Annotated in this window: 24 protein-coding genes and 1 other RNA gene; 13 read left to right on the forward strand and 12 right to left on the reverse strand. The window is 42.3% G+C overall.

The window, feature by feature from the left end:
- Positions 1 to 73: 73 nt before the first annotated feature.
- Positions 74 to 1,276 carry a PDDEXK-like family protein gene (locus CWI78_RS02220; protein WP_126779846.1) on the forward strand — a complete coding sequence of 401 codons (1,203 nt, stop codon included), beginning with the start codon at positions 74 to 76 and terminating at the stop codon, positions 1,274 to 1,276.
- Positions 1,277 to 1,580: 304 nt separating this feature from the next.
- Here CWI78_RS02220 and CWI78_RS02225 read toward each other — a convergent pair whose 3' ends face one another.
- From CWI78_RS02225 to CWI78_RS02235, 3 genes are all read right to left on the reverse strand, one after another.
- Positions 1,581 to 2,555, reverse strand: a complete 975-nt coding sequence (locus CWI78_RS02225; protein ID WP_126779848.1) for a hypothetical protein — start codon at positions 2,553 to 2,555, stop codon at positions 1,581 to 1,583.
- 24 nt (positions 2,556 to 2,579) lie between these two features.
- On the reverse strand, positions 2,580 to 3,869 hold the full coding sequence (locus tag CWI78_RS02230) for a hypothetical protein (RefSeq protein ID WP_126779850.1): 1,290 nt from the start codon (positions 3,867 to 3,869) through the stop codon (positions 2,580 to 2,582).
- A 315-nt stretch (positions 3,870 to 4,184) separates the two neighbouring features.
- On the reverse strand, positions 4,185 to 4,562 hold the full coding sequence (locus CWI78_RS02235) for a hypothetical protein (protein WP_126779852.1): 378 nt from the start codon (positions 4,560 to 4,562) through the stop codon (positions 4,185 to 4,187).
- 323 nt (positions 4,563 to 4,885) lie between these two features.
- Here CWI78_RS02235 and CWI78_RS02240 point away from each other — a divergent pair, with 323 nt between their 5' ends.
- Positions 4,886 to 5,530: a YajG family lipoprotein gene (locus tag CWI78_RS02240; protein ID WP_126779854.1), complete on the forward strand. Its 645-nt coding sequence runs from the start codon at positions 4,886 to 4,888 to the stop codon at positions 5,528 to 5,530.
- An 84-nt stretch (positions 5,531 to 5,614) separates the two neighbouring features.
- On the opposite strand, the gene CWI78_RS02245 is transcribed toward CWI78_RS02240, so the two are convergent.
- Entirely contained in the window at positions 5,615 to 5,842 is a 228-nt protein-coding gene (locus CWI78_RS02245; protein WP_126779856.1) for a helix-turn-helix domain-containing protein, read from the reverse strand.
- Between the two features lie 304 nt (positions 5,843 to 6,146).
- Between CWI78_RS02245 and CWI78_RS02250 the strand changes: the two genes are divergently transcribed.
- The 5 genes from CWI78_RS02250 (at position 6,147) to CWI78_RS02270 (ending at position 11,163) form a co-directional block, all read left to right on the forward strand.
- On the forward strand, positions 6,147 to 6,437 hold the full coding sequence (locus CWI78_RS02250; protein WP_126779858.1) for a hypothetical protein: 291 nt from the start codon (positions 6,147 to 6,149) through the stop codon (positions 6,435 to 6,437).
- 22 nt (positions 6,438 to 6,459) lie between these two features.
- On the forward strand, positions 6,460 to 7,971 hold the full coding sequence (locus CWI78_RS02255; RefSeq protein ID WP_126779860.1) for a hypothetical protein: 1,512 nt from the start codon (positions 6,460 to 6,462) through the stop codon (positions 7,969 to 7,971).
- Positions 7,972 to 8,171: 200 nt separating this feature from the next.
- Positions 8,172 to 8,540: a hypothetical protein gene (locus tag CWI78_RS02260; protein WP_126779862.1), complete on the forward strand. Its 369-nt coding sequence runs from the start codon at positions 8,172 to 8,174 to the stop codon at positions 8,538 to 8,540.
- Between the two features lie 3 nt (positions 8,541 to 8,543).
- Positions 8,544 to 10,058, forward strand: a complete 1,515-nt coding sequence (locus CWI78_RS02265; RefSeq protein WP_126779863.1) for an SNIPE associated domain-containing protein — start codon at positions 8,544 to 8,546, stop codon at positions 10,056 to 10,058.
- A gap of 61 nt (positions 10,059 to 10,119) precedes the next feature.
- A complete protein-coding gene (locus CWI78_RS02270) occupies positions 10,120 to 11,163 on the forward strand; it encodes a hypothetical protein (RefSeq protein ID WP_126779865.1) in 1,044 nt (347 codons plus the stop codon).
- Between the two features lie 48 nt (positions 11,164 to 11,211).
- On the opposite strand, the gene CWI78_RS02275 is transcribed toward CWI78_RS02270, so the two are convergent.
- Positions 11,212 to 11,772 (reverse strand): tyrosine-type recombinase/integrase, encoded by a 561-nt coding sequence (locus tag CWI78_RS02275; protein ID WP_126779867.1) that lies wholly within the window; start codon positions 11,770 to 11,772, stop codon positions 11,212 to 11,214.
- A gap of 274 nt (positions 11,773 to 12,046) precedes the next feature.
- On the opposite strand from CWI78_RS02275, the gene CWI78_RS02280 reads away from it, so the two are divergent.
- The 5 genes from CWI78_RS02280 (at position 12,047) to CWI78_RS02300 (ending at position 14,550) form a co-directional block, all read left to right on the forward strand.
- Positions 12,047 to 12,271 carry an addiction module protein gene (locus tag CWI78_RS02280; protein WP_126779869.1) on the forward strand — a complete coding sequence of 75 codons (225 nt, stop codon included), beginning with the start codon at positions 12,047 to 12,049 and terminating at the stop codon, positions 12,269 to 12,271.
- On the forward strand, positions 12,268 to 12,564 hold the full coding sequence (locus tag CWI78_RS02285) for a type II toxin-antitoxin system RelE/ParE family toxin (protein WP_126779871.1): 297 nt from the start codon (positions 12,268 to 12,270) through the stop codon (positions 12,562 to 12,564). Before CWI78_RS02280 ends, CWI78_RS02285 begins: the two co-directional genes overlap by 4 nt.
- Before the next feature lie 153 nt (positions 12,565 to 12,717).
- Positions 12,718 to 13,119, forward strand: a complete 402-nt coding sequence (locus tag CWI78_RS02290) for a DUF6680 family protein (RefSeq protein WP_126779873.1) — start codon at positions 12,718 to 12,720, stop codon at positions 13,117 to 13,119.
- A gap of 67 nt (positions 13,120 to 13,186) precedes the next feature.
- Complete coding sequence (locus CWI78_RS02295) at positions 13,187 to 13,603, forward strand: hypothetical protein (protein WP_126779875.1); 417 nt, start codon at positions 13,187 to 13,189, stop codon at positions 13,601 to 13,603.
- An 86-nt stretch (positions 13,604 to 13,689) separates the two neighbouring features.
- The gene (locus CWI78_RS02300) at positions 13,690 to 14,550 is read left to right on the forward strand and encodes a hypothetical protein (RefSeq protein WP_126779877.1); all 861 of its coding nucleotides are present in this window, start codon (positions 13,690 to 13,692) and stop codon (positions 14,548 to 14,550) included.
- Positions 14,551 to 14,644: 94 nt separating this feature from the next.
- Here CWI78_RS02300 and CWI78_RS12930 read toward each other — a convergent pair whose 3' ends face one another.
- Entirely contained in the window at positions 14,645 to 14,854 is a 210-nt protein-coding gene (locus CWI78_RS12930; protein WP_244213054.1) for a hypothetical protein, read from the reverse strand.
- A gap of 772 nt (positions 14,855 to 15,626) precedes the next feature.
- On the opposite strand from CWI78_RS12930, the gene CWI78_RS02315 reads away from it, so the two are divergent.
- Complete coding sequence (locus tag CWI78_RS02315) at positions 15,627 to 16,520, forward strand: hypothetical protein (RefSeq protein ID WP_126779879.1); 894 nt, start codon at positions 15,627 to 15,629, stop codon at positions 16,518 to 16,520.
- A 119-nt stretch (positions 16,521 to 16,639) separates the two neighbouring features.
- Here the strand turns inward: CWI78_RS02315 and CWI78_RS02320 are convergent, their stop codons facing one another.
- The 6 genes from CWI78_RS02320 to CWI78_RS02350 all read right to left on the reverse strand — a co-directional run bounded on the left by CWI78_RS02320 (position 16,640) and on the right by CWI78_RS02350 (position 22,424).
- Positions 16,640 to 17,188, reverse strand: coding sequence for a hypothetical protein (locus CWI78_RS02320; protein WP_126779881.1), 549 nt, complete (start codon positions 17,186 to 17,188; stop codon positions 16,640 to 16,642).
- Between the two features lie 336 nt (positions 17,189 to 17,524).
- Complete coding sequence (locus tag CWI78_RS02330) at positions 17,525 to 18,748, reverse strand: integrase domain-containing protein (protein WP_126779885.1); 1,224 nt, start codon at positions 18,746 to 18,748, stop codon at positions 17,525 to 17,527.
- A 193-nt stretch (positions 18,749 to 18,941) separates the two neighbouring features.
- Positions 18,942 to 19,300, reverse strand: a transfer-messenger RNA (tmRNA) gene (gene ssrA, locus CWI78_RS02335).
- A 101-nt stretch (positions 19,301 to 19,401) separates the two neighbouring features.
- The gene (gene elbB / locus CWI78_RS02340; RefSeq protein ID WP_126779887.1) at positions 19,402 to 20,055 is read right to left on the reverse strand and encodes an isoprenoid biosynthesis glyoxalase ElbB; all 654 of its coding nucleotides are present in this window, start codon (positions 20,053 to 20,055) and stop codon (positions 19,402 to 19,404) included.
- Between the two features lie 35 nt (positions 20,056 to 20,090).
- On the reverse strand, positions 20,091 to 21,209 hold the full coding sequence (locus CWI78_RS02345; RefSeq protein ID WP_126779889.1) for an NADH:flavin oxidoreductase: 1,119 nt from the start codon (positions 21,207 to 21,209) through the stop codon (positions 20,091 to 20,093).
- An 84-nt stretch (positions 21,210 to 21,293) separates the two neighbouring features.
- The gene (locus CWI78_RS02350; protein WP_126779891.1) at positions 21,294 to 22,424 is read right to left on the reverse strand and encodes a peptidase C39 family protein; all 1,131 of its coding nucleotides are present in this window, start codon (positions 22,422 to 22,424) and stop codon (positions 21,294 to 21,296) included.
- Positions 22,425 to 22,501: the final 77 nt, after the last annotated feature.

The raw sequence follows: 22,501 nt of genomic DNA on the forward strand, positions 1-22,501 counted from the left end.
TGTAAACCGTGGCATAATAACTGCAATTTACGGATGACAGTTTCATGTATAAAGTATTAGCAAGGAGCATCTTATGGAGAATATGGATAAAGTTGAGCGGCTAACTAATCTTTTAGATAGCACTGAATATCAAGAGATAACAAAGCGAGAAGCGCAATTTAATATTTTTGATGCTCTGGGAACGCGCCGACAAGAACTACGTCACTCCGACTTCCTTGCTTTTCTATTAGATCCAACCAAACCTCATGGTTTACAAGACCGCTTTTTACGAAAGTTTTTAACCTCGACGTTGTCATCGTCTGACAAGCACACTTTTTCAAAGCACTTAAATCCAGTCAATATAAGGCTCGACAACTTAGACGAGGTACGTGTTTTCCGAGAAAAACATCGATATGACCTCATGCTGCACTTTCCCGATAAGTGGCTTGTCATAATAGAGAATAAAGTTGGAGCTCAGCTCAGTAAGAACCAGTTAGAAAATTATCGAGCCAAAGCAGAGACTAATTTTCCAGATATAGAAAGGTATTACCTGTATTTGACTCCCGCAGGCGACAAGCCGACAGATGAAGAATGGCAATCAATCTCGTACAGGAAAATTTATGAGTTGATTGATAGTTTTACTAGAGTCGAAACCATTCAGGATAGAACTCTAAACGCATTACTTGACTACAACGATTATTTGGAGACTCACGTGCTAGAAGATTCCAAAGTTGCCGATCTTTGCCGAAAAATATATCGAGAGCACCGAGATGCAATCGATTTAATAGTTAGTCATGCAAATTCGCCCAGAGATCTGCTAAAACAAGCTGTTATTTCTTCATTACAAAATTTGGAAAATAAGGGATTAGTTAAGACTGATAACCTGCTAAATGGGATTCCAAGGTTTGCAGATGTTAGATGGGTAAATTCCGTGCCTGAAATTGCGGATGGTGTCACCTGGACAAGCTCTAGAAAAGGTATTCTTTTCGAATGGGGTTTTGCCAATAATGAGTTACAAGTTGATCTTGTAATAGGCCCGATTGAACGGACATCCCGAGATGATCTTATCAAGTTTTTATGTAATAAAAGCTCTAACTACAAAGACTCGGGTGGTAAGCAATACAATCACATCTCCAAAACGTCTATAGTGGCGTTAGATGATATTGAGCAATGGATGGATGAAAGCGATACAGAAGAGTTTAAAGAAAGCATCGAAGAAAAAATTAAAAAAATACTCAACTCTCACTGTAGTAACCTGCAGGATTTTATTGAATCACGCGGCTGTAAACAATCATAGCCTGTACTCATAAGCCATCCGGCGGAAACGAACAAGAGAAAATCTACTTGCAGCAATTCAAGTAGAGTTAAACGAGTTGGAAGCTGAATAAAACAAAAAATAAAAGGGGACGCTCTCGTCCCCTATCTAACATCGATATAATTGCATTAAACTGTACTAGCTGACTTCGCGTTGACACTCTCATCTGTACTTTCTTTGTTTGATCATGAACGCGCTCCCTGCGGGCAAATTATACCTCGTTTTGAATATGTCGTTAAAATCACGTAAAGCCCCGCAAACATTCACTACATGAGTTCTTAAATCTTTACTGTCGTTTTAATACGTAGTAGCCGCGGCCGCGTCTCCAACCCTCTAAGGTATTACCTTCTTTAGTAAAGTTAATAGTATCGCCCGAATCATATCCCCATGTGACTAGCGTTTTTGTAAAGTCTAATCCCTTATTTTCAGGCTCTTTTAACACGAAGCCTGGCAAGTTTGAGGTTACTTCATAAACTGCCTCAAACGTCGACTCGCTATACAAGTCTTTAGGATAGTCGCGCGTATATACAGTTACCTTTGCAACACCAGTTAAGTCGTCAGTGTCCGGAATGACAACTTTATAGCCAAAAGAAATCCCCCAACGTGAATAGATCTTTCCATCCCATTGGAATGGTACTGAAGTGTCCCATGTCCCGGTTAGTGACTTTCGCAGTTCCTTCTCGAGCTCTAACTTCTCTTTCCGCTCTTTTTCTAATCGTGCAAGGCGCTCTTTCTCTCGTTTCTCTCTGGCTGCCTCTTGTTTTTCGATGGCGTCATTTATTTTGGCAACATATGCAGCTAACTCGTCAGATCCTTTAATCAGGTAAGAGTTATCGTTTAGTCCTGATAAAGTTCGCCCGCGAAGTTCCGGGATTTCAACCTTCTCGAACGTGATATCCCAAACCCCTTTTTCATTACGCTTGGCCCTCGTGACAACCGAGCCTGATACTTGCTTTCCTGCTTTGTGAGTGAGTTCCATTACAGGTTTAAAATCAACGCCAGCACCACCAACCCTATCTACCTGCGCGTAAAGGTCTTCAGTGGCTTTTAACGTTACTTCGCTGCGAGCCTGAACTTCTGGATAAACATCAGTTCCAAGGTTAGTCTCGGCAATTTTATTAATTTCAGATACAACGATGCCACTTTTTAGATCAGATGACATAGTCACCTTAATGGCTTCTTCTGAAGGGCCAATATCGCTCCCAAAACAGCCTGAAATGAGTAAAGATAATAGTCCCGAAAGTAAGGCTCTAAGTTTCATGAGTTGCTCCTAGCTATCATTCTGTTATTTACTGCCACTCTCCAATTTCTTCCGCTCAACATAGGAAAAGCTGCTGGCATATGAACGCCCTGAGCGGTACTTCTTAACGTTAAGTTCTCGTTCACCGGTAATTAATACTGTCCCGTCATCAAAGAACTCAATATCGCTAATTGTGTCGTCTCCCAAAAAGGTTTTGGTAAGCAATACTCCCTCACTGGATAAAGTTACGAAATAAGTTTCTACTTCTGCGCCAAATGCTTCCTGTAATCTCATAGCCCCCGCTATGGTATTCCCCTTATTGTTTTCGGCTAAATACCTAAAAGATCCTACTTCGCCATCATGTTCAAAGGTCCTAGACCAGAGCATTTCGCCTTTGTAATTGAGTTTGGTTAGCCACATTGAGGCATTCTGTTTATCTCCGCGGCTAAAATCTATTGCGGAGCCAGCTACTAAAATATGATTATCCAAGTACTCGACGTGGCTAAGCTGAAGCCGACGCTGCCCCAACTCAATATTCGGCATCGAAAAAGTCTGCCATTGCTGCTCTCCCGTGACAGAGAACTTGCTTAAACTTAGGCTTTTCTGTCCAGTTTCTGGGTTGTAGTTGATCGCGACGCTGTAAAATGAACTGTCTTCTAAGAATTTAAGGTTGCCTATCGCGGTGTCCTCATACAGAGATTCACCGATCATTCGCATGTCGCTGTTAAACTTTGCCAGCCATGACACTTTTTGTCCTTTATAGGACTTTTTACCAACCGCCATGAATCCATTATCGGGTGTTTCTTTAATGTAATAGACAAAATCTCCTACACCACCTACCCTTCGTTTCCAAAGCTCTTTACCTTCTTCGTCAATTTTTACCGCATAGTTCTGCATTGAGGTTAAGCCGCCGTGATAACCACTGACTAAATAGCTATCATCTTTCATCAGTGAGACGCTGCGCGCCCTATTGGGCTCGGTGGTGGATAAGCTGAAGGGCTTTATCCATAGCGTGTTACCAAAAAAGTCGACCTTTTGCACAATTAGTTGTTCTATTGGATTACCGCCACGAGTAAAAAGCTTAGTAATTTCCGGCATCTGACTTAACCCAGCCAAAATAACTGACTGATCGTCGTGGTCTATAGTCATCGCGCTAAACGTACGTAACCCTTCACCACTACCGTATTCTCGCCGCCACTCAAGTGTTTCATTTCCAAATTCGCTAGGCTCGCTCGACTTTGCAGTATTGCCAAATCCTTGTTGAGCGATGGCGGTCGTTATAGGGAAGCAAAACCAAAGCATTACGATAAAAAAAAGATGACGATTAAGAGACATAAAATCACCTTGCTGATCAAATTTTACACAGTCTCTTTTATTGACGTTTTAATTACAAGTTTATGTATGAATTTTTTATATTAATAATCTTAGCTTTCTTTAATCCTACAAATGCTTAGTACAAAAAATAAGCTCAAGGTTAACCAACCCTGAGCTCACTATTTATAAACCAAGCTCAGCATTAGCTAGCGCTTATAATCACCTCCAAGCGGTAATATAGTCTCGTCAGCTAACTCAACTTGCCGGTAGCGACAAAGCGAACTTCACCGGGTCGAGTTTTCACTGCAATAATGTTTCTACCTATTCTAGCCATTATTAATCCCTCTCCATGACAAGATCGGCATCAATGCTATTACCGCCAGCTAACTTAATTGAAGATCGGCCTTTAATTGAGTAGTCGTTGTATACCGCGAAAATTAGAGTCGTACTTAACCCAATAGCGACAATCGCGGTGATCAACGTCCCGGTTGATAGTGTACCGATAATACCTGAACCCCATCCCAGCGGATTCCAGAAGTTAGTGGCAAACACACCTACTGACCCAATAGCTAAAGCAAAGGCCCCGGACGATGCAGACTTAATTGTTTTCACATCAGCCGCAAGTGCACGACTTCTTATTAAGACTGTTTTGTCACAGTGCTCAATTGCTTTTTCCAGTTCGCTCTTGGTATGAACTATCGTTACATCCGACATAATTAATCTCCTAGTGACAGTTAAATAAACGCAGCAATAACTGCCATTCGGTGATATAGGTTTGATTTATTTTCCTTTGGTAGTGAATATCAGCGAACGCCTACTTCCCCTAACGAGCCATCACCTGGGTAACAGACGAAATTCACGAATGGAGCTTGCAGCGTATTGCGGAACGTGATGACGAGTAACTAAATCAAAGAAATATCTCGCAGGCCATTACTTGGTCTGCGAATAAAACTGAGACAACTGCTCTTTAAGCTGCTATCAATGACATCAGATTTATCCGTGGCATAATGATTCTCTGCTTATAAAAAGGAGTTTATATGTTTTACCGTTATACAAAAGCCGCTTTCATATTTTTTACCATCATAGGACTTTCAGGCTGCGCTTCTTATCTGCCCTACGAGCAACAAATTCCCAAAACCAATTACGAAAATAATAAGACTATCCTAGTTTCAGTCGTAGATAACCGTTTCCCTAACTCCGAGCAATCTAATAACTTTATTGGTGTTTACCGTCAGGCGTTTGGAATTCCTGTCGACCAGTATGTATCAGATATTTCCCCTAAAGAACCGAATGCAGAGCTTGCCTTCTTTTTAGAAAGACGCTTAATCGATGGCCTTTCAAGTGGTGGGATGAAAGGAATTATAGCCAAAATTAATAATGTTCCAAGCGACGACGAAAGTGAAAATAAGCTCAATAAATCATTGGCATCCAGATGGCTGCTCATAGAGCTACAAAACTGGTATTTCAGTACTGATATGCATTTTGTCACAAGCTTTAATTTTGACACTGCTTATACAGTCTATGTATACGACGAAGTTGAAGGGTTAATTTTCAAAAAGTCCTTCAAGAAGCGTCAGGTGATTAAAGAAACCTCAGAGCGACACAATGATATTTTACGAGCTTATAGAGATAAGCTCTCGGAAATATTAAATGAAAAATCGATAAAAGAAGCGTTGCTTTAGACTTCCCTTTGATCCCTATTCGTTAAACGATAAACGACATTAAAGGCAAAGGCTACGAGCTTAATGATGATTAATTCTCGTTAATTAACCAGCAAGGTAGCCTTCAGCCTTAACCCAAAGCTCAGATGGCTTGCACTTGAGGGTTGTAGCTATTTTCTCAACTGAGGTAACAGAGGGGTTTGCTGCGCCCCGCTCAACTCGTGAAATAAACGAGCGAGCCATTTCAGCCCCATTCGCTAATTCTTCTTGGGACATGTCATTTTCAACACGCTTTATTTTTACGGCCTTACCAAACGCAGTTTTAATGTCCATAGCGGCATCACATTGAGAAAAGATATATAAATGATGTCAGTCTATGGACAATCGCTACACGCTCGATAAAATACCCATTGACTCATATAGTGATCATTGAGATTCTTTTAGGCACATATTTAAAAAGGAGCGTGTAAATGTCTAAAGTAAAATGTCCAGAATGTCGCGGTAAGGGCGAAATTCCATGTCCCCTCGAATACGGTGGTAGTCGCCATCCTGATAGTTGCCCCACTTGCGGCGGTGACCCTCAGTTCAGAATGGAATGCAATTACTGCGAAGGTGAGGGCAAGATCGACGACGAGTAATGGATTACGCGGAGCCACATGCTCCGCTTTCATTTGAGGGCAACGCCATGGGATTTTGGGATAAAGCTTGGGACATCAGTAAGAAAGTCGTCGCAGAAGTCACTGATCAAGCACAAGAAACTAACGAAAACTATAAGAAGCTTAAAGGAGCGAGTGATAACGAACTCCTGAAAATAGTACATACGAGTTCACTTTCCGCAAAATACGATCAAAAAGCTAAAACAGTAGCTCGTTCAATGTTAAAAGCACGAGGTTATGACGACGAGAAAATCCGTCAGAACAAAGTGTAAGCTAATCAAGGATAAGATTAATATGAAAGTAGCAAATCTCACTGTAATTTTATTAACGCTATTTACACTGTCAGCATGCGGCGGTGGTTCTGATTCAGAAACAGGTACTACTACTCCACCTCCTACAGGTGGTGGTAACGATGGTGGTGACGATAACGATGGTGATGGTGGTACTGGTGTAACCATCAGTGGCAAAGTCATCGATGGGTATGTTGTTGGTGCGACAGTATTTCTCGATATCAACGGCAACGGTCAACTGGATGCTGGTGAACCTAGCGGTAAGTCTAAAGAAGGTGGTGAATACGCCGTCGATATGTCAGACGTAGACGAAAGTGTTCAGGAGTGTCTTGCCTTTGCACCTGTTGTTGTTGATGTACCAGTTGGTGCTATCGATGAGGATCTGGGTGAAGTGGAAGAAGCCTACACCATGACTATCCCACCACTTAACGAAGATGCGTTTGATGAAGCACACATCACCCCATTGACTTCAGTCTTATGGGAAACCTTCCAGAATGACTTTGCTATAGAGGACGGTATCGAAGATCCGGTACTTGCCTGTGAACGCCTACTGGAAAACAACGAACTGATCTCTCAGTTCAAAGACCGCTTAGATCGTACCCTGGTCAAAATGACTGAAGACTACAATATCTCTGAAGAAACCATCTACGGTGACTTTGTAGAAAGTGGCGACACTGAAGCTTATGACCTTGCACAAACGATCGTGAAAGGTTTAAAGATGTCACTTGCTGAAACCAAAGCCATTATGGATGAAAGTCCTAATGCTGTACCACAAATCAGCTATCTGAAAGAAGATGGTCAATGGGTACGTGATGAGTACGTCTACATGCCAGCAAGAGAAGTGTCATCAGATCAATGGTCTGCTGATGCCCGTGTTAGCGCTAAGACTGAAGTAGTCAGTGATGACTTTGAACAACGTTTCGAAACCATCTGGGTATACAACCGCCGTTCATCTTTCAAGAACATCGATGAAGCCCAGGCTCAAGTCTCTTATTACGAGGAGACTTGTAATATGGCTGACCATTTCGAATGGACAGGTGATCGTGATGCCGCTCAAACTCAAGTCATTGAAGTTGTTAACAACAGCGACAGCTGCTTAGGTTTCCGTTCTAAGATGATCACTGTGCATAACTATACAGACACAAACGATCAATTAGGTGAAATGTACAGCTACATGATCAACTACGAATTTGATGCTGCTGCGTATCCACTATTCGACTACATGGAAGACTTCTATACTCGTAAAGAGTCTCTGAATATCGACTCTATCGTGTCAGATGCAACCTCATACGAGTTCAGCATGAGTCAGGATTATGATGCAGCTCAGTTGATGGAAACGTTTGCTATGGTTGAAACTCGTACTCGCGAGATGGATGGTGAAAACTTAGTTGATACCCGTCGTACATACTCAAGTGAAGACGGTGCTAGCTGGGAACGTCGCACGACTTACCCCGATGGTACTTATAATGATGAGTGTAAAGACGTCGGTGAAACCGAGTGGTCTGCTTGTGAATAATTAGTCACTTACCTAAGGCGGCAAGTACCTTGCCGCCTCTTCTATTAGAAGCTCCTTTCTTATAGGAAGGTAATTTATTTCCTTCTCTTTTAAACCGGGCGTAAAGCCCATCACGACTAGAAAACTGTAAAAACCACTTGTGAAATTTATGTTAAAAGTGTAGAAACTGATACAAACAAAATCTAATTGTAGAGTTCATAATGGCTAGAAAAGGCAACGCCTTCAAAACTGTAATGAAAGTAGCCAAAGCTATGGATCGAGCGGCTAAGGAACGACAACGGGAACTGCGTGCACAAGAAAGAGAGCAAAACCGTCAAGAGGCTGAATACCAAAGAAAATTAAGACGTCAAGAAAAAGAGCACCAACGAGAACTACAGCGCCAAGAGAAGGAAGCTAAAGCAGAATCACGGCGGATTCAGCGTCAAAAAGAACAAAACGAGCGGCTCCAAAACAAAGCCGAGATAGATGCAGTCAAACGAGAACAGACTGCGGCAAAGGAAGTTTTCGCTCAGCGAACAAAACAACGCGCTGAATATAAGACGAAAGTACTCCAAACCTACATGAGGTGACATATGGAAGTGATAATAGTAATTGGAGGCGTACTTAACCTAATAATAATAGTGGCTGTTTACAGTTTTATTTCGAAACGTATTCAAAAAAAATTGGATCGTTACAAAACGCTTGATGAAGCATTGAAAGATACGGAGTTGAGGGAGCACCGACTCAAGACAGTCCTAAATGAGACCATTGAAACCATCACTACGAAAGACACTGAACTGAGCAAACTTAACACTTATCTAGAAAAGTTAGAATCGTCGATCCTTGAGAAAGAAAATGAATTCAGAGAAATCGATACTGCAACAAAAGATCTTCAAGACCTGTCAAAGAATGCGAAAAATATCTCGGACCAACTTGAGCTCGATAAAAACCGACTAGAAGAAATAAAAAGTCTAATAGCTCTACAACAAGGTAAATTTGACTCAAGCGAAACCCAACTTCATGACATCATGGCAAAAATAGATCTTTACAGTCGTATAGAAGAATTTGTGGATTACGGTCATTTTGAGATGCCCGAATATCTGTACGAAACAGGTGAACGTTTTGCGGCCGAAATAAAGATGTTGCGAGATCAACAGAAATCAATGATAAAAAATGGCCTTGCGGTCACTAATATCAGCGAAATCAAGATTACCGGTGTCTCATCAATCGACAAAAGCATCATAGACGGTCAAATGAAAATGCTTTTAAGGGCATTCAATATAGAGTGTGATATGTTGATTAGCAAGGTTAGTCCAGCGACATTTGAGCGTGTACTGAGCCAGATAGAAAAGTTAGCAAACGATCTTGAAAAATTAGTCGCATCAAAACGGTGTGGCTTTAATAATGATTACGTGAACCTAAAGTATCAAGAATGCCGAGTACAATACCAATACACGCTGAAGAAAAAGGATGAGCAGGAAGAGCAACGGCTAATCCGAGAACAAATGCGTGAAGAAGCGAAAGCTGAGCGAGAATATCGAGAAGCTCTAGCTGCTGCAGAAAAAGAAGAAAAGTTGTATCGCGAACTTCTTGAAAAAGCACGTGAAGAGTTAACTGGAAGCTCTATTGAAGAACGAGCAGTAGCTGAAGCGAAGATAGCAGAACTTGAACAACAATTATTAGAGGCTGAAGCTAAAGAGCAGAGGGCCAAAAGCCTTGCTGAGCAGACAAGAAGAGGCCATGTCTACGTTATAAGCAACGTAGGATCATTCGGCGAAAATGTTTACAAAATAGGCATGACTCGACGCTTAGATCCTATGGACCGAGTTAAGGAATTAGGTGACGCCAGCGTCCCCTTTTCATTCGATGTGCATGCGATAATCTTTTCAGACGATGCTCCAGCTATGGAAACGGCACTGCATAGAGAATTTAATAAACACCGAGTTAACTCAGTGAACTTACGCAAAGAGTTTTTCAAAGTTGATTTGATAAAAATACGCGAAGCCGTCGAGCAGATTGGCGATGAGAAAGTTGACTTTAAGACAACAATTGTCGCCGAAGAGTTTTACGAGTCCAAACGCTTGCGTGATCAGCTTGTGGTTAGTTGATCGACTAAGAACTATGGATAATCTAATCTTGAAAACGAGCTTTGATAAAGGGATTTTTCCGATGAGTACAAAAATTAGTCTTATAGCTCTGTTAGCATCTGTTTTAGTTGCCTGTAAATCTACAGGTCCAGAGAAACTGACGACGATCGACGGCTCAAACTTCAACTATGATCCAAAAGAAAACAGTGAATTCGTCTTCGGTGAAGTTGCTAGCACTTTACAAAAGTATGCGTATAGCGATATTTGCTTTGAGTTACCTAAACGTTCGGTGGCCAATGATTGTATGAATGACCAACTAGCCTACGAGAACTATGTTGGTAAAAGAGGTTATTATACAGAAAAAGAGCCCTTAGTTGACTACAGCGGATACGTAATAAAAGAAGCAATTTTAGAAACAGGTGAGCGGATTTACATCGTCAAATCCAATGAATATGATCATGTCGGTGATAACTTTATAGCTCTTGAGGATTATAAAAAATACAGCCAATTCCAGCCCAAACCGATTGTTCCCGGAGCAAACGTAAATGTTATTGGTTATAGCAACATAAGTAAAGGACAACTAAAAGTAAGCAGCCAAGACGGACATACCTTTTCTGAAAAGGAAATTAAAGCAATAAAAAAGATAGCCTCTTCTTATCCTGAGAGGGGGACTCGAATCGCGGACCTTTTAACAACACTTAAAGTAGATTACGACGATTTCGAGAAGAGAACAATTGTAACTGGGCTACCCTACAACAACCCTGATTCGTTCGTTACCATTCGAATCATCATTTCTGACGATATTGTGATCAATTCGTTTTTGGTTGTTCACTACGAAGCAGATAACTGGTTATTTGTTGAAAGGTTTTCTATAGCTGCTGACGAGTTTCGTTGGAAGAGCCCCGCTTTGCAATTCAGCAGAGACCATTCAGCAGGCACTATATGGGAGTGGAATACCTCGAGGTTAGATAACGAGAATTTGTCATTAGTAAGCAAACTTGCGAATGCCTCAAATGCTAGAGTTCGCTTTCACGGCAAAAAATACTACAACGACTTTGAACTTAGCAAAACTCAAAAAGAAGAGCTCGCTAAGCTCGCAGAAGTTGTTAGGTTAATGAACCCATAATTAGGTATTGAGCAATAGATAAGTTAGACGTCAATAAAGTCGTCTAACTTACAGTTCTAACTCAGCAAAGTCCCTATCAACATCCTCCTGAGTAATGCCAATATAACGCAGCGTCACAGCCTCTGAGCTATGACGTAGCATCTTCATTACCCTGGCTATGTCGTTCGTATTCTTGTAAAGGTGATAGCCTCGGGTCTTTCGCATTGAGTGAGTTCCAAGTTTAATGCCAACCTCCTCTCCTATCGCCGCGAACGCCCGCGAAACGTAGCGGCGGCTAATCGGGGCCCCGTCCAAACCTTTGGACCATTGGCTCCGGTAGGACTGAAACAGGTAGATATGCTCGGGGTGCTCATTCTTTATCCGAGCAATAATCGACCTCGCTTTGTCGTTCAATTTAATGGTTGCTTGTTTCGACGTCTTCCCTTCAACCAGGGTCAAACGCTCATCGTTGATGTTTTCAAACTTGATAGACAGTAAATCTGAGATCCGTAACGCTAGATTCAAGCCAACGTCCCAAACGTCAGCAATTTGCTGACCATAAGTTCGTTTGAGAAGATAGCTAATCAGCTTTACGGTATCCAGATTCTTAACCGCTTGTACTTCGGCCATAATCTAGTTCCTTTTTTGCGGTAAAACGTGATTTTGAGTACTTAAGGGGGTATAAAGGGGTAAATAGCCCGTTTTTAGTGGGTTCGCTTGTTCCCATTTCGTTATTTTGGGAACAAGTCTAGGAGCAAGGCTTCCCTTGCTTCACGAACATGATGTATGTTTGAAATTTTTAGCTAGCGCACCTTAATACGTCTTATACTTGGGCTTTATAAGCTGGTATCGTGTTCAAAAGCGTGCCAACATTAGTGAAGGCTCAAGTTACGGAGTTGCAGCAATGGAACTTAAAAAAATTGAAAGTGAAGCGATGCATCTATCGGCAAAAGATAGAGCACATCTGATTCAAAAGCTCGTACAAAGTATCGACTCCCCTTCAGCTGATGAACTCAAGTCTGAATGGTTATCAGTTGCTAAAGATCGAGCAACACAATTAGATTCAGGCGCAGTAGATCCTGTTCCAAGCGATGTTGTATTAAAAAAAGCTCAAGCTCTGATTAAATGAGCTATACATTTCACCCTGCGGCAGAATCAGAGTTTCTCGAGTCTGTCGGTTACTATGAGTCAAAGGTTCAGGGACTTGGGCAGGCACTCATTAACGAGTTTTCTGTTCTGGTGAACTTAATTATCGACAACCCTGAAGCTTGGCAAGTCGAAGCAAAACCAGGAATCCGAAAGGCCCCGCTAAGTCGCTTCCCTTTATCGATAATTTATCGGAAATCTACAGGCAATATTCAAGTTCTTGCTATCGCACATCACCATCGACGCCCTCAGTACTGGCTTGGACGTGCGCTTTAACCGGAGTTTTAAGTTAAGGCTTCGACTCAGTAAAAGCAGATCGAAATATAAACGGAGTGAACTTTCCGTCTCCCAGGCTTTACCAGACAATAGTTTCGCCTATTTATAAATGTGTCTGTAAAATCAAGGTAGAACCCAAAGGAGCATCAGAATATGACGAACGAAACAATTATTCTCACGCTGGTTTCATCAGTTATATCAGGAGTGCTTGGGGTTGTAATCTCCTCCATATTCTACTCTCGATTGGAAAAGCGTCGTATCAAACTAGAAACTGCACGCAAGATGTTCGGAAATAAACATGCCATGTCAGGTAAAGAGTTTCAGGAATCGATTAATGAGGTGATGATCGTATTCTCTGATAGCCAGGAGGTAATTGATTTGGTGCAAAAACTTTTTGACGTGGTATCGACGCCGCAAGACGCGAGGGCACCAAAGGCCGCTGATGAAGCACTGATCAAATTAATGAAAGCCATCTGTAGGAGTATTGGCATAAAACACAAGAACCTACCAGACACCTATTATCTCAACTTTTTTACAGTTCCAAGCAATCCTTAACAAGGAGCAACACTACGCTTGGTCAACGCTCGGAAATATACGTCGAATGTGCTAAAGGAAGAAAAGAATGCACGATGATATTGAAAATGGGCTCAAAGGAGCTCATGCCATTGGATTAACAAAATTAGATTCTGATAATAGGACTATATTTTCTTACAACAAGAGAATCTATCGCACGTCAATGCAGAGAGGAAAGCCTAAGACAAGGCTCATATGTAATGTACTGGCTGAGCTGATAAGTATTGATAACAAAGGTACGGAAGATTGTCCTGCTCACGAGTATCTATTTAAAGTCCAGGCAAATCACTACGATCACACAGAAAAAAGGTACTTTAAGCCAAAGAACTTAACCTCTCCGCGTACATTTACAACCAAACTTATGGGCATGGTTCCTTTTGGAAAATTCTGTGGGAATCAAGATGATTTTTCACAATTTTTTATATCAGAAGTAGACAGGCTTCATACAAAGCAACATAGCAGATAATATTGCTGTAATTCGCTCCAGCCATAAAAGGGCCTTCATAGGGCGCGGAAAAATACCGCGCCGTTAAGTAAAGCGTTAGAATAAATATGAAACTATCGAATGAACTTTTAAGTAAAATAAATAAACAACTTAGCTCAGAAAATGTTGAACACAGAGCCCGACCTTGGAAAGCAATGGAATTGCTATCAACTCAAGAGGGAATTTCGATAGCCATACCTTCACAAGAAGCCGATTTTCTCTTTAAATGGTTTGAAAGTAATGGAAAGCCCAGAGCTCAAAAGCAGGGTCATTATCATCAAGGAGCTTATCTTTTCGACTCAGAATTTTGGTCAGTTAGCATTCCTCTGATTTACGGCAGTGTGAAAATAAATTCGTTAGACGCTTTGCACGAAATGCCAAAATCTATAAAGGATTCCTTGATAGCGAACAAGAATCGACTTTCGGACTATGTAATTTACTGGGCAGATTGCATTGATTTTGGAATGGGATATGGTGACTTAAGAGACGATAAAAATTTAGATCCGTTTGGAGTCGATCTTTTAAATGCAGGTTATGAAGAGCTATCTTCCGCTACGTTACTTATGCTAGAACATAGGCTTAACACCAGAGCAATTCTAAATTGTAGAATGGCCACAGAAATGTTCTTGAAGTCATTTATAAGCTTAAAAATCAGCCTGTCAGATAAAGAAGCAAGGAAAGCCGAGCATAATCTGAACACACTAATGGATAAGTTCATAGAATGTTCTGGTTATAAGCATTTGGAAAAAATCAAGCCGGGATTATCGATGTTTCCTGAAGTTAATGAGCGTTATAAAGAACAAAAGATAGATAGAAAGCAGCTCTTTGAAGCTTATTGCTTTGCACAGTCAATCGGTGTTTTAATCATTAGGGAGTTTACTGACAGAAATACGCTTAAGCAGGTATTAGCTTTTAACAAACCGCTATAATCGTTGAGACTGTAAACCCGATCCTGATACATAGTCTCGAACTGCGCCATAGCTGTTTTCTTAAACTAAATTCCGGCTTCCAAAGTAACAAATGCTAACGGTTAACTAAATCCCCCCACCACTCCATCATCTCAACCCGTTCACCCCAGTACTCAGCCTTATGCGAATAAGCTCCCTTCACTTTATTCTGTTCAACGTGTGCTAATTGTTGCTCAATAGCGTCAGAGCGAAACTTCTGGTCACTCTCATGCAGCGTTGAAGATGCCATGGTTCTAAAGCCATGTGGCACCGCCTTCTCTTTCAAACGACCATCCGGGTAATGTGCATTGTCCTAGTACTTGAGGTAGGTTTTTGCGATCTTACCGTCTTTAGTATCTTTCGCCTTTGGAAAGTAGCCCACTTTGAACATAGCCTGGCGCATTGTGTTATCAGACATTGCTCGCCGGTTTCAGTTGCAACAGCAGCTCATACTGTCCAGTCATGCTCGATACTCTCAAACTTAATCGATAGTAAATCAGAGGTTCGTAACACCAGGTTCAAGCCCACATCCCAAACATTAGAAATTTACTGATGTAGGTTCGCTTGAGAAGGCAACTAATCAGCTTAACGGCATCCTGCTCTTTAACCGCTTACACTTCGGCCATGACCGAGTTCCTTTTTTGCTGTAAAACGTGATTTTCAGTATTTAAGAGGATATAAAGAGGGAAATAGCCAGTTTTTAGCGGGCTTGCTTCCATTTCGGTCTTTTGGGAACAAGCTCAGGAAAATAGTTAATTATCTAAGTTTTCTTCCGTGATATCTATTTCAAGTTTTCGAGACCTCAGTTAGATGTCAGATCGAAACTAACCATGTCTTTTTGGACTCATTGTACTTAAGAATGGGGCATCCCCTAGTAATTAGTCCTCTACAAGTGTTATCAAAGTTAAAGCTACTATAAAAATTTGACAGAGTTCAAAAAAAATACAATATTAACTTGTTATTATTTAAAACTTGCTAATCCATAAATGCAAGTAAACTTCTTCTAAACGACACTCTCCTTAAGACGTTGAGAGGAATTCAAACTAAGGTAAAGAGCTATGAAAAGGCACGTACCCAATTGGACTATCATCATTATTACTTTTCTGAGTCTGTCAGGTTGTTTTAATGGAAACAACAATGAGCCTTCAGAAGAAAATGTTAAAAAAAGTCTGATGCTCAAGCTTCCCCCTGTAATAAAAGTAACAGAAATGGAAATTGAAGTTTCACAAAATATCGGAAACGAGGTCGAACCTAGAGTAAAATCACGTTTTAAAGGGGAGCTGGAGCTAACAGAGCCTTTATACAAAAGTGTTGAATACGTTATGGGCAAAGCGGTATTAAAAGAAATCACTAGGAAAGGAACGCAGTTCAAAGTTTACGGAGTTAGTCAAGCTGAATTGAAAATGGAAAGTTGGGATATTAGATTTGAAGAATTGCAGATATCGCCAGAAATCGATGGAAGTCCACTCTCCGAGTGGAAAAGCGGCCAATATGTTTTTATTGGCTCTTCAGAAGAGAGTGCTCTAAAAAAACAGTATGCAGAGAAAATGGAAACTGAAAGAGAAAATAAAGAGCGAGAACTAGAGTTAGCTAAAAAGAAAAAAGAAGAAGACAGAAAAATCTTGGTAGCTATCTTAGAATCCGAAAAAACCCAGACCGGAGAAGCGGGGAATAGGAGTAGCACGTGGCCGTTTCGCCTAACATTTAAAGGTTATGACTCCAAAGAAAATACTTTTACAGGGGAAATGGAGTGGCCCACCCTTTCTGGAGTGACCAAGATTGAAGGCACACTGATAGGAGGTTCTCTCGTGTTTAAAGAAGTCGCCCACATTAATAAAGGTAATGTAGATTTAGGCACTATGTACGAATTGAAAGCTGTTGAGCGAGGAAAAGTTAGAGGCACTTGGAATCAACGTAATTACAACTATGCATGGTTTGACATTAATATTTAATAGAAAATTATTACTCAATAGTATTTATTTACCCACCTAACTTTTCTCTTATTACATAAGGCCCCCTAATTAGGGGGCTAAACTCAGCTTTAGAGGTACCGGGGAAGATAAGAGCTCCACTAGAATAAAGTATCTACTTTATTTGCGAAGCCGTTATCAAACAGAAGAGGCTGAAAGTAATAGTCTGACTCAACAGTTGGCGACCAAAGAAAAAGAGGAGTTTTTCTGTCAACTCCCCCCGAATTTAATAGGGTCAAGTCTAAGACACATCCATCTTCTAGAGTTAACCAGACATGTGTGTCTAACGGTTCAGCTGATGGTCCTTTTTTAATTATAGATTTTAATGTATCAACAGTTTGCTCTTCATACTGGATTTCATTTTTAAAATATACGTTTCCGATCGTCATATACATTTTGATAGGGTAACCCTTTGATATGTCATTGTAATTTCTAATAAAATTATCGTTTACTATATGACACTTTCTCCCGATTAAACCATCGTCAGGTATGTTACTCAAAAACATTTTTGCAATAATCCCAACCTCTAACAGCTCATTTGAACTAAGGAATTTCGCTATATCAACTCCTATAGGCTTACCGAATAGTTTGGTGCTGTTATTAACTGCAAGTAACAAAGAATTGTTATAGGTTCTATTTTTATCTTCCATGTAGAGTCGCTCCTTTCTCTCTTTAGTCATTTAATTAACCTGAATATCCATATTTTGATTTCCGCACAATTATGAACTATATCTTATTAGCATGTTACCAATATTGTCTAACCATCAACAAAGGAAATCAAATCATGGCTGTTAAACACACACCTACCGGAGTCGTTCATCAAGGGACTAAAGGAGGCACCACCGGTTGTGGCAAAAATACAAAAGAGAGGTCTGAACACTGGGTAAACTCACATGAAAAAATCACCTGCGAGAAGAATGGTTGTAAGAATTAACTAAGTACAATTTGGAGCTACTAGTAAGTCCCTGTAGCTCCCCGACTTTCCCTCACAAGCCTATCTTGCCTTTATTAAAAGCCTTATCCAAATACCCTCCCCACCACTGCATCAACTCGCGACGACGCTCAAGGTATTGAGCCCGGTTATAAGCACTTCGCACTTGGTTAGGATCACCATGCGCCAGCGCCGATTCGATCAGGTCGGGATCTTTGCCTTCCTCGTTCATAATGGTGCTGGCTAAGGCCCTCAAACCATGGCTAACGAGTTTATCCTGGTAACCCATGCGTCTTAACGCCATATTGGCCGTTTGGCTGTTAATGGGAGTTTGTGGCTTTCGTAGTGAGATAAATATGTGCTCATACTGATCGCTTACGCTCTTCATGTCCTCCAGTACTTTCAATGCCTGTTCACACAGGGGGACGGTGTGCTGGCGACGCTTTTTCATCCGTTCAGCCGGGATAACCCAATTCACTTGTCCATCATCAAGCCATTGGATCTCGCTCCATTTAGCGCCAGCAGCCTCGGATGGCCTAGTCATCGTTAGCAACTGCCACTTAATAACTTGGCGAGTAATATACGTAACATTTGTTTCGTGGAGCTTTTTTAAGAAGTCAGGAAGCTCTTTTGCTGTAATTGTCGGTAAATGCTGCTTTTTAGGCTTTTTAAACGCAGATTTAATTGCAACGATTGGATTTCCGGTGATTAAGTTCTTAATGACAGCGTAATTCATTATCTCGCTTAATCGTTGAATCACACGCTTAACGGTTTCCAACCGCCCTGTTTTCTCAACCGGTCGTAGCACGTCAATTATCGTTTGAGCGCTAATCTGGCTAACCGGCGTTTCACCTAAACGGTTAAATACATGTAGCTCTAACGACCGCCAAATATCGTCGGCGTAGTCAGCAGTGACCTCGCTCTTTTTAATCTCGAACCACTCTTCAGCGACTTTTATCAAAGTCGCGTTCTCTGAATAGCGTTGTGCCGCCTTTTCTTCCTCTCTGGCGAGCTTAGGGTCTACTCCTTCAGCAACTTGACTTCTAGCAGCTTCTGTAAACTCACGAGCTTTTTTAAGGCTCACATCGGGATAACTACCCAACCCCATGTTCACGCGTTTTTTGGTAATAGGGTGAATGTAATTGAAGTTCCAAAGCTTAGAGCCATTGACTCTCACTCGCAGCTGCAAGCCCTTCCCATCGGACTTAACGTAGTCCTTGTCTTTTGGTTTGAGTTGTCTGACGGCTGTATCCGTGAGCCCAATAGTAGAGCGCGCCATAAGCAGATCTCCCTTCGTTGTATTCCAAAGAGTGTATCCCAAATCGCTTGGAATACAAATTGGAATACTAAAAACTCAGGCTGCTAGCAATTTTCTTGGGAAGAATTGGGAGGAGAAATGCCTCTGAAAGCCTTGTTTTCCGTGAAATAGAAAGAAAAAAGGGGATGCCGTGAGACATCCCCTTTTATGGAATTGGTGGAGCTGGCGGGAGTTGAACCCGCGTCCGCAATACCTACATCCTCGGTCCTACATGCTTAGTCAGTCTTTTAGTTAATCAGTGTGACGCCGACTGACAGGCTTCACAACTGACGAGTCCGATTGGTTTTAACGCTTCAGCTCCGGACAAAGCATCCACGCGAGTCTACATTAGTTTGAGCCATCCTGGTCCGGTCTCGCAGACAAAGCGCCGGGGGATGGGCTTAGCGGGTTATTAAGCCGCTAGAGCGTAGTTGTCGTCGTTTGCAACTATTAGGTTGAGGCTTTTTACGAGGCCTGCCTCACCTCGGCATGCACCTTGGGTTTCGTGTATCCCGTCGAATCCAGATCAGCCCCAAAGCTATTACTTACGTAACTTGTGTACTATAACTCAGACACCGCTTAAGTGCTATAAGTTCTGCACTCAAGCGGTTATTTATTGGACGTTAAGTTAGGTATTAGGCAGCCATATACAAGACTTTTTCAACCAGCTTGCTAATGCCCTCTTCGGCATCCGGCAGGTTTTCAGCCAGCATATAGGCAGGCGTGGTAACTAACTGGTGCTTGTCATCCACAACAATATCGCGAACACCGCAGTTCACGTGCTCACCACCCATTTTATTAATGGCACTGGCCACTTCACCGTCGGTACCGATAGTCACTTTGACGCCTTTCCCGTAAATTTGCGGCAACAATACAGGGGCAATACACATATAACCCGCAGGCTTGTTGGCATCAACAAAGGCTTTGCCTACTTTCAGCACTTGTTCGTTGATTGTCATATCAGCGCCTTTTACGGCAAAGTCGCAGAAGTTCTTCGCCACACCGAAACCACCTGGCAGAATTAACGCATCAAATTCAGACGCATCTAAATCGGTTAAGGGTTTGACCTCACCGCGAGTGATACGCGCAGCTTCTTCCAGTACATTGCGCTTATCGCCACTCTCTTCACCTTTGAGGTGGTTAATGGTATGCATCTGCTCAATGTCTGGTGCAAAACACTCATAGCTCGCCCCCTGCTTTGCTATGTGCAATAAGGTCAATACTGTTTCGTTAACTTCAGCTCCGTCAAAAACACCGGAGCCGGATAAAACAACAGCTACTTTTTTCATAGTGGAAACCTCCTGTCCGCTACTTAAAATTCGCTTTAATCTATCTCAATATGAGCATCGTTCTCGTCGCGCCACTTCCACTCATTTTCAAGTGTAGCGGTTGGTTGCAGCATGGCAAAATCTAGCTGACGTATTGGCTCCGAAGACTTTATCCGAATTGGAAAGTCCGGATTCGCCAATGACGTTTTTGCCATAGCCAATAAAGCATTCGGATAATGCGCCGCGACATGTTCATAATTTTTCTCGCTAATACCGCCGTTCACAATCAACGGAATATCCGAAAATTCCTGAACAATATCACCCAATGACTTATTGCTTCCGCCTGTAAAGGGTTTACGCATGACATCAGTATCGGTTGTGTGAATGTAATCCACACCCGCTTTTTTCATGGCCTTGACCACTTTTATCATGGCATCTTCACCTTCCGGCCACTGGTACTCAGAATCTGTTACGGTAATCTGGCTTAATCGCACACCCACAATAAAGTCGTCTCCGGCTGCTGACTTCGCGGCCTTAACAACCAGCTCCAGAAAGTGCATGCGTTTGGCCATGTTGCCGCCCCACTGATCAGGGCGCTGATTAAAGTAGTCACTTAAAAACTCATTCAGCAAATAGCCGTTAGCCGCATGCAGCTCCACTCCCTCAAAGCCTGCCTCTTTAGCCCGGTTTACGGCACCGACAAAACCGTTCATCACGGCATCAAAATCGGTTTCGTCCATGGCCTTAACTTCGGGCCAGCCATCTGTTTTACCGTACAGATCTAAGGGTTCGCCTTTCGGTTTGACTTCGCTGGGGCCAATTGGTGTATCGGTGTACTCGTTGTGTTGGAACTGCGCGCCGGCGTGCATCAACTGCATAATGAATTTGCAGTCATGCTTGTGAACCCGTTCGACAATTTCTTTCCAGGCATCAGTTTGAGGGGCATCGGTAATGCCTGGCTGATTTTCATAACCCTGACTTGCCTGACGGTCAGTGTAAACACCTTCACTGATGATCATACTCCAGCCACCTTTGGCAAAGCGCTCGTAATAGTCACCCATTAACTTAGTTGGCTTGCCTTTTTTATCGGCGCTGGTTCGCGTCATAGGGGCAACAACAAAACGGTTTTCCAGTTTGTGGCCTTTTAATTCAAAATCATCAAATGCTGAACTCATACGGAATTCCTTTTTCATCCAATACTGTTATATGACTTTGAGCATAATTACGGATAATTCAAGGGCAATTGATCACTTTGTTACCTAATTAGCCCAAAGCACAACCGCCGCTTTTTGCTTCCGGCCGCCGTAACCAAAGGCTTTGCTGAAGGTGCTTATAGGCACAGGTAAATATTGACGTTCGGTTGGAGACTCCCAGGGTAAGGTGTCGTAGTCTGGGTCATTTATGTAGATAAAATCATCATCCGCGGCGCAAATTAAAACCCAGTGTGGCGCGCGAATGCCGTCAAACTGATAAGTTGAAATCAGCGCCATAATCAGACAACCCTGACTTAAATCGTCCTTTATTAAATTGACGTCATAATCACGCACTGCAATGGGCACATCGTGCTCGCGTAAATAGCTCATATCTGCCTGCTGTATCCGTTGCATCACTGTTTTTTTCTGTTCCTGACGAACTGAATCCACAAACAAAGGCTGCTCGGTATTGACCTCCACCCGCACTTTCAAACCACGTTGGTACGCCGCTCGCGCCAGCCCATGTGGGCCACACCCACCATGCCCGGAGGTCATATAAATGGTGGTCGCCTGACGCCAAATTTCCAGCTCTTCGGCTTGCGGGTCGCTACTGGGACGACCGAAATAATCCATTGCCATAAGCAGACTGGCCGGACCGCAGGTAAATTCAGTCGACTGAGTCAGCATCGGAACGTACTCTTCCGTCGCTCCTACACCGGCATCCTCACCCATCTCGTATCGGGGAAGCAGCTTTTGTAACACTAATGCATCGGTCGATTGCGAAGCTGAAGGCGGGAAATAAGCCTCGCGCAGTTCGATAGCGCGAAACCCTTCACTGTTCATCAACTGTTGTGCCACCGTATTAGAGGTGGAAATTTCGGTACGCAAAAACAATGAATGTCGCTTATCCGCAAGCGCTTCTGCAGCTTGAAGCAAACGGCGCCCATAGCCTTTACTGCGGCAACTTTTTTCAACGACCAAAGCGTACAAACGAGCCAGATTGGTGTTATTACGATAAAGGATAACCGTGTAGCCAATGATCTTTTCATCATCCACTAACACGCGAAAATCCGCAGTTGGAGATTCAATGAATCGCCGAAAGCTGCGCTTACTGATTGCATCTTCGGGGAAAGTCAGAGCTTCCAACGCAGTTACTGCATCTAAATGCTCATTCCGCGCTGGTTGAATACAAGCCATATTAAAAACCCCTTAATTTTACGGAGATTTTACGCCTAAAGACGTTTTCGGTATAGAGATTTTACGCGCGCGAAGAT

It is taken from the genome of Idiomarina ramblicola (assembly GCF_003987255.1).
GTDB classification, from domain to species: domain Bacteria; phylum Pseudomonadota; class Gammaproteobacteria; order Enterobacterales; family Alteromonadaceae; genus Idiomarina; species Idiomarina ramblicola.

Coding starts and splice junctions, on each gene's coding strand:
- elbB (WP_126779887.1), bottom strand. CDS start 20,055: ATGAAAAAAGTAGCTGTTGTTTTATCCGGCTCCGGTGTTTTTGACGGA.
- CWI78_RS02280 (WP_126779869.1), top strand. CDS start 12,047: ATGGAACTTAAAAAAATTGAAAGTGAAGCGATGCATCTATCGGCAAAA.
- CWI78_RS02330 (WP_126779885.1), bottom strand. CDS start 18,748: ATGGCGCGCTCTACTATTGGGCTCACGGATACAGCCGTCAGACAACTC.
- CWI78_RS02250 (WP_126779858.1), top strand. CDS start 6,147: ATGGATTACGCGGAGCCACATGCTCCGCTTTCATTTGAGGGCAACGCC.
- CWI78_RS02295 (WP_126779875.1), top strand. CDS start 13,187: ATGCACGATGATATTGAAAATGGGCTCAAAGGAGCTCATGCCATTGGA.
- CWI78_RS02240 (WP_126779854.1), top strand. CDS start 4,886: ATGTTTTACCGTTATACAAAAGCCGCTTTCATATTTTTTACCATCATA.
- CWI78_RS02230 (WP_126779850.1), bottom strand. CDS start 3,869: ATGTCTCTTAATCGTCATCTTTTTTTTATCGTAATGCTTTGGTTTTGC.
- CWI78_RS02220 (WP_126779846.1), top strand. CDS start 74: ATGGAGAATATGGATAAAGTTGAGCGGCTAACTAATCTTTTAGATAGC.
- CWI78_RS02225 (WP_126779848.1), bottom strand. CDS start 2,555: ATGAAACTTAGAGCCTTACTTTCGGGACTATTATCTTTACTCATTTCA.
- CWI78_RS02350 (WP_126779891.1), bottom strand. CDS start 22,424: ATGGCTTGTATTCAACCAGCGCGGAATGAGCATTTAGATGCAGTAACT.
- CWI78_RS02300 (WP_126779877.1), top strand. CDS start 13,690: ATGAAACTATCGAATGAACTTTTAAGTAAAATAAATAAACAACTTAGC.
- CWI78_RS02260 (WP_126779862.1), top strand. CDS start 8,172: ATGGCTAGAAAAGGCAACGCCTTCAAAACTGTAATGAAAGTAGCCAAA.
- CWI78_RS02315 (WP_126779879.1), top strand. CDS start 15,627: ATGAAAAGGCACGTACCCAATTGGACTATCATCATTATTACTTTTCTG.
- CWI78_RS02320 (WP_126779881.1), bottom strand. CDS start 17,188: ATGGAAGATAAAAATAGAACCTATAACAATTCTTTGTTACTTGCAGTT.
- CWI78_RS02255 (WP_126779860.1), top strand. CDS start 6,460: ATGAAAGTAGCAAATCTCACTGTAATTTTATTAACGCTATTTACACTG.
- CWI78_RS02285 (WP_126779871.1), top strand. CDS start 12,268: ATGAGCTATACATTTCACCCTGCGGCAGAATCAGAGTTTCTCGAGTCT.
- CWI78_RS02270 (WP_126779865.1), top strand. CDS start 10,120: ATGAGTACAAAAATTAGTCTTATAGCTCTGTTAGCATCTGTTTTAGTT.
- CWI78_RS02265 (WP_126779863.1), top strand. CDS start 8,544: ATGGAAGTGATAATAGTAATTGGAGGCGTACTTAACCTAATAATAATA.
- CWI78_RS02290 (WP_126779873.1), top strand. CDS start 12,718: ATGACGAACGAAACAATTATTCTCACGCTGGTTTCATCAGTTATATCA.
- CWI78_RS02345 (WP_126779889.1), bottom strand. CDS start 21,209: ATGAGTTCAGCATTTGATGATTTTGAATTAAAAGGCCACAAACTGGAA.
- CWI78_RS02275 (WP_126779867.1), bottom strand. CDS start 11,772: ATGGCCGAAGTACAAGCGGTTAAGAATCTGGATACCGTAAAGCTGATT.
- CWI78_RS02245 (WP_126779856.1), bottom strand. CDS start 5,842: ATGGACATTAAAACTGCGTTTGGTAAGGCCGTAAAAATAAAGCGTGTT.
- CWI78_RS02235 (WP_126779852.1), bottom strand. CDS start 4,562: ATGTCGGATGTAACGATAGTTCATACCAAGAGCGAACTGGAAAAAGCA.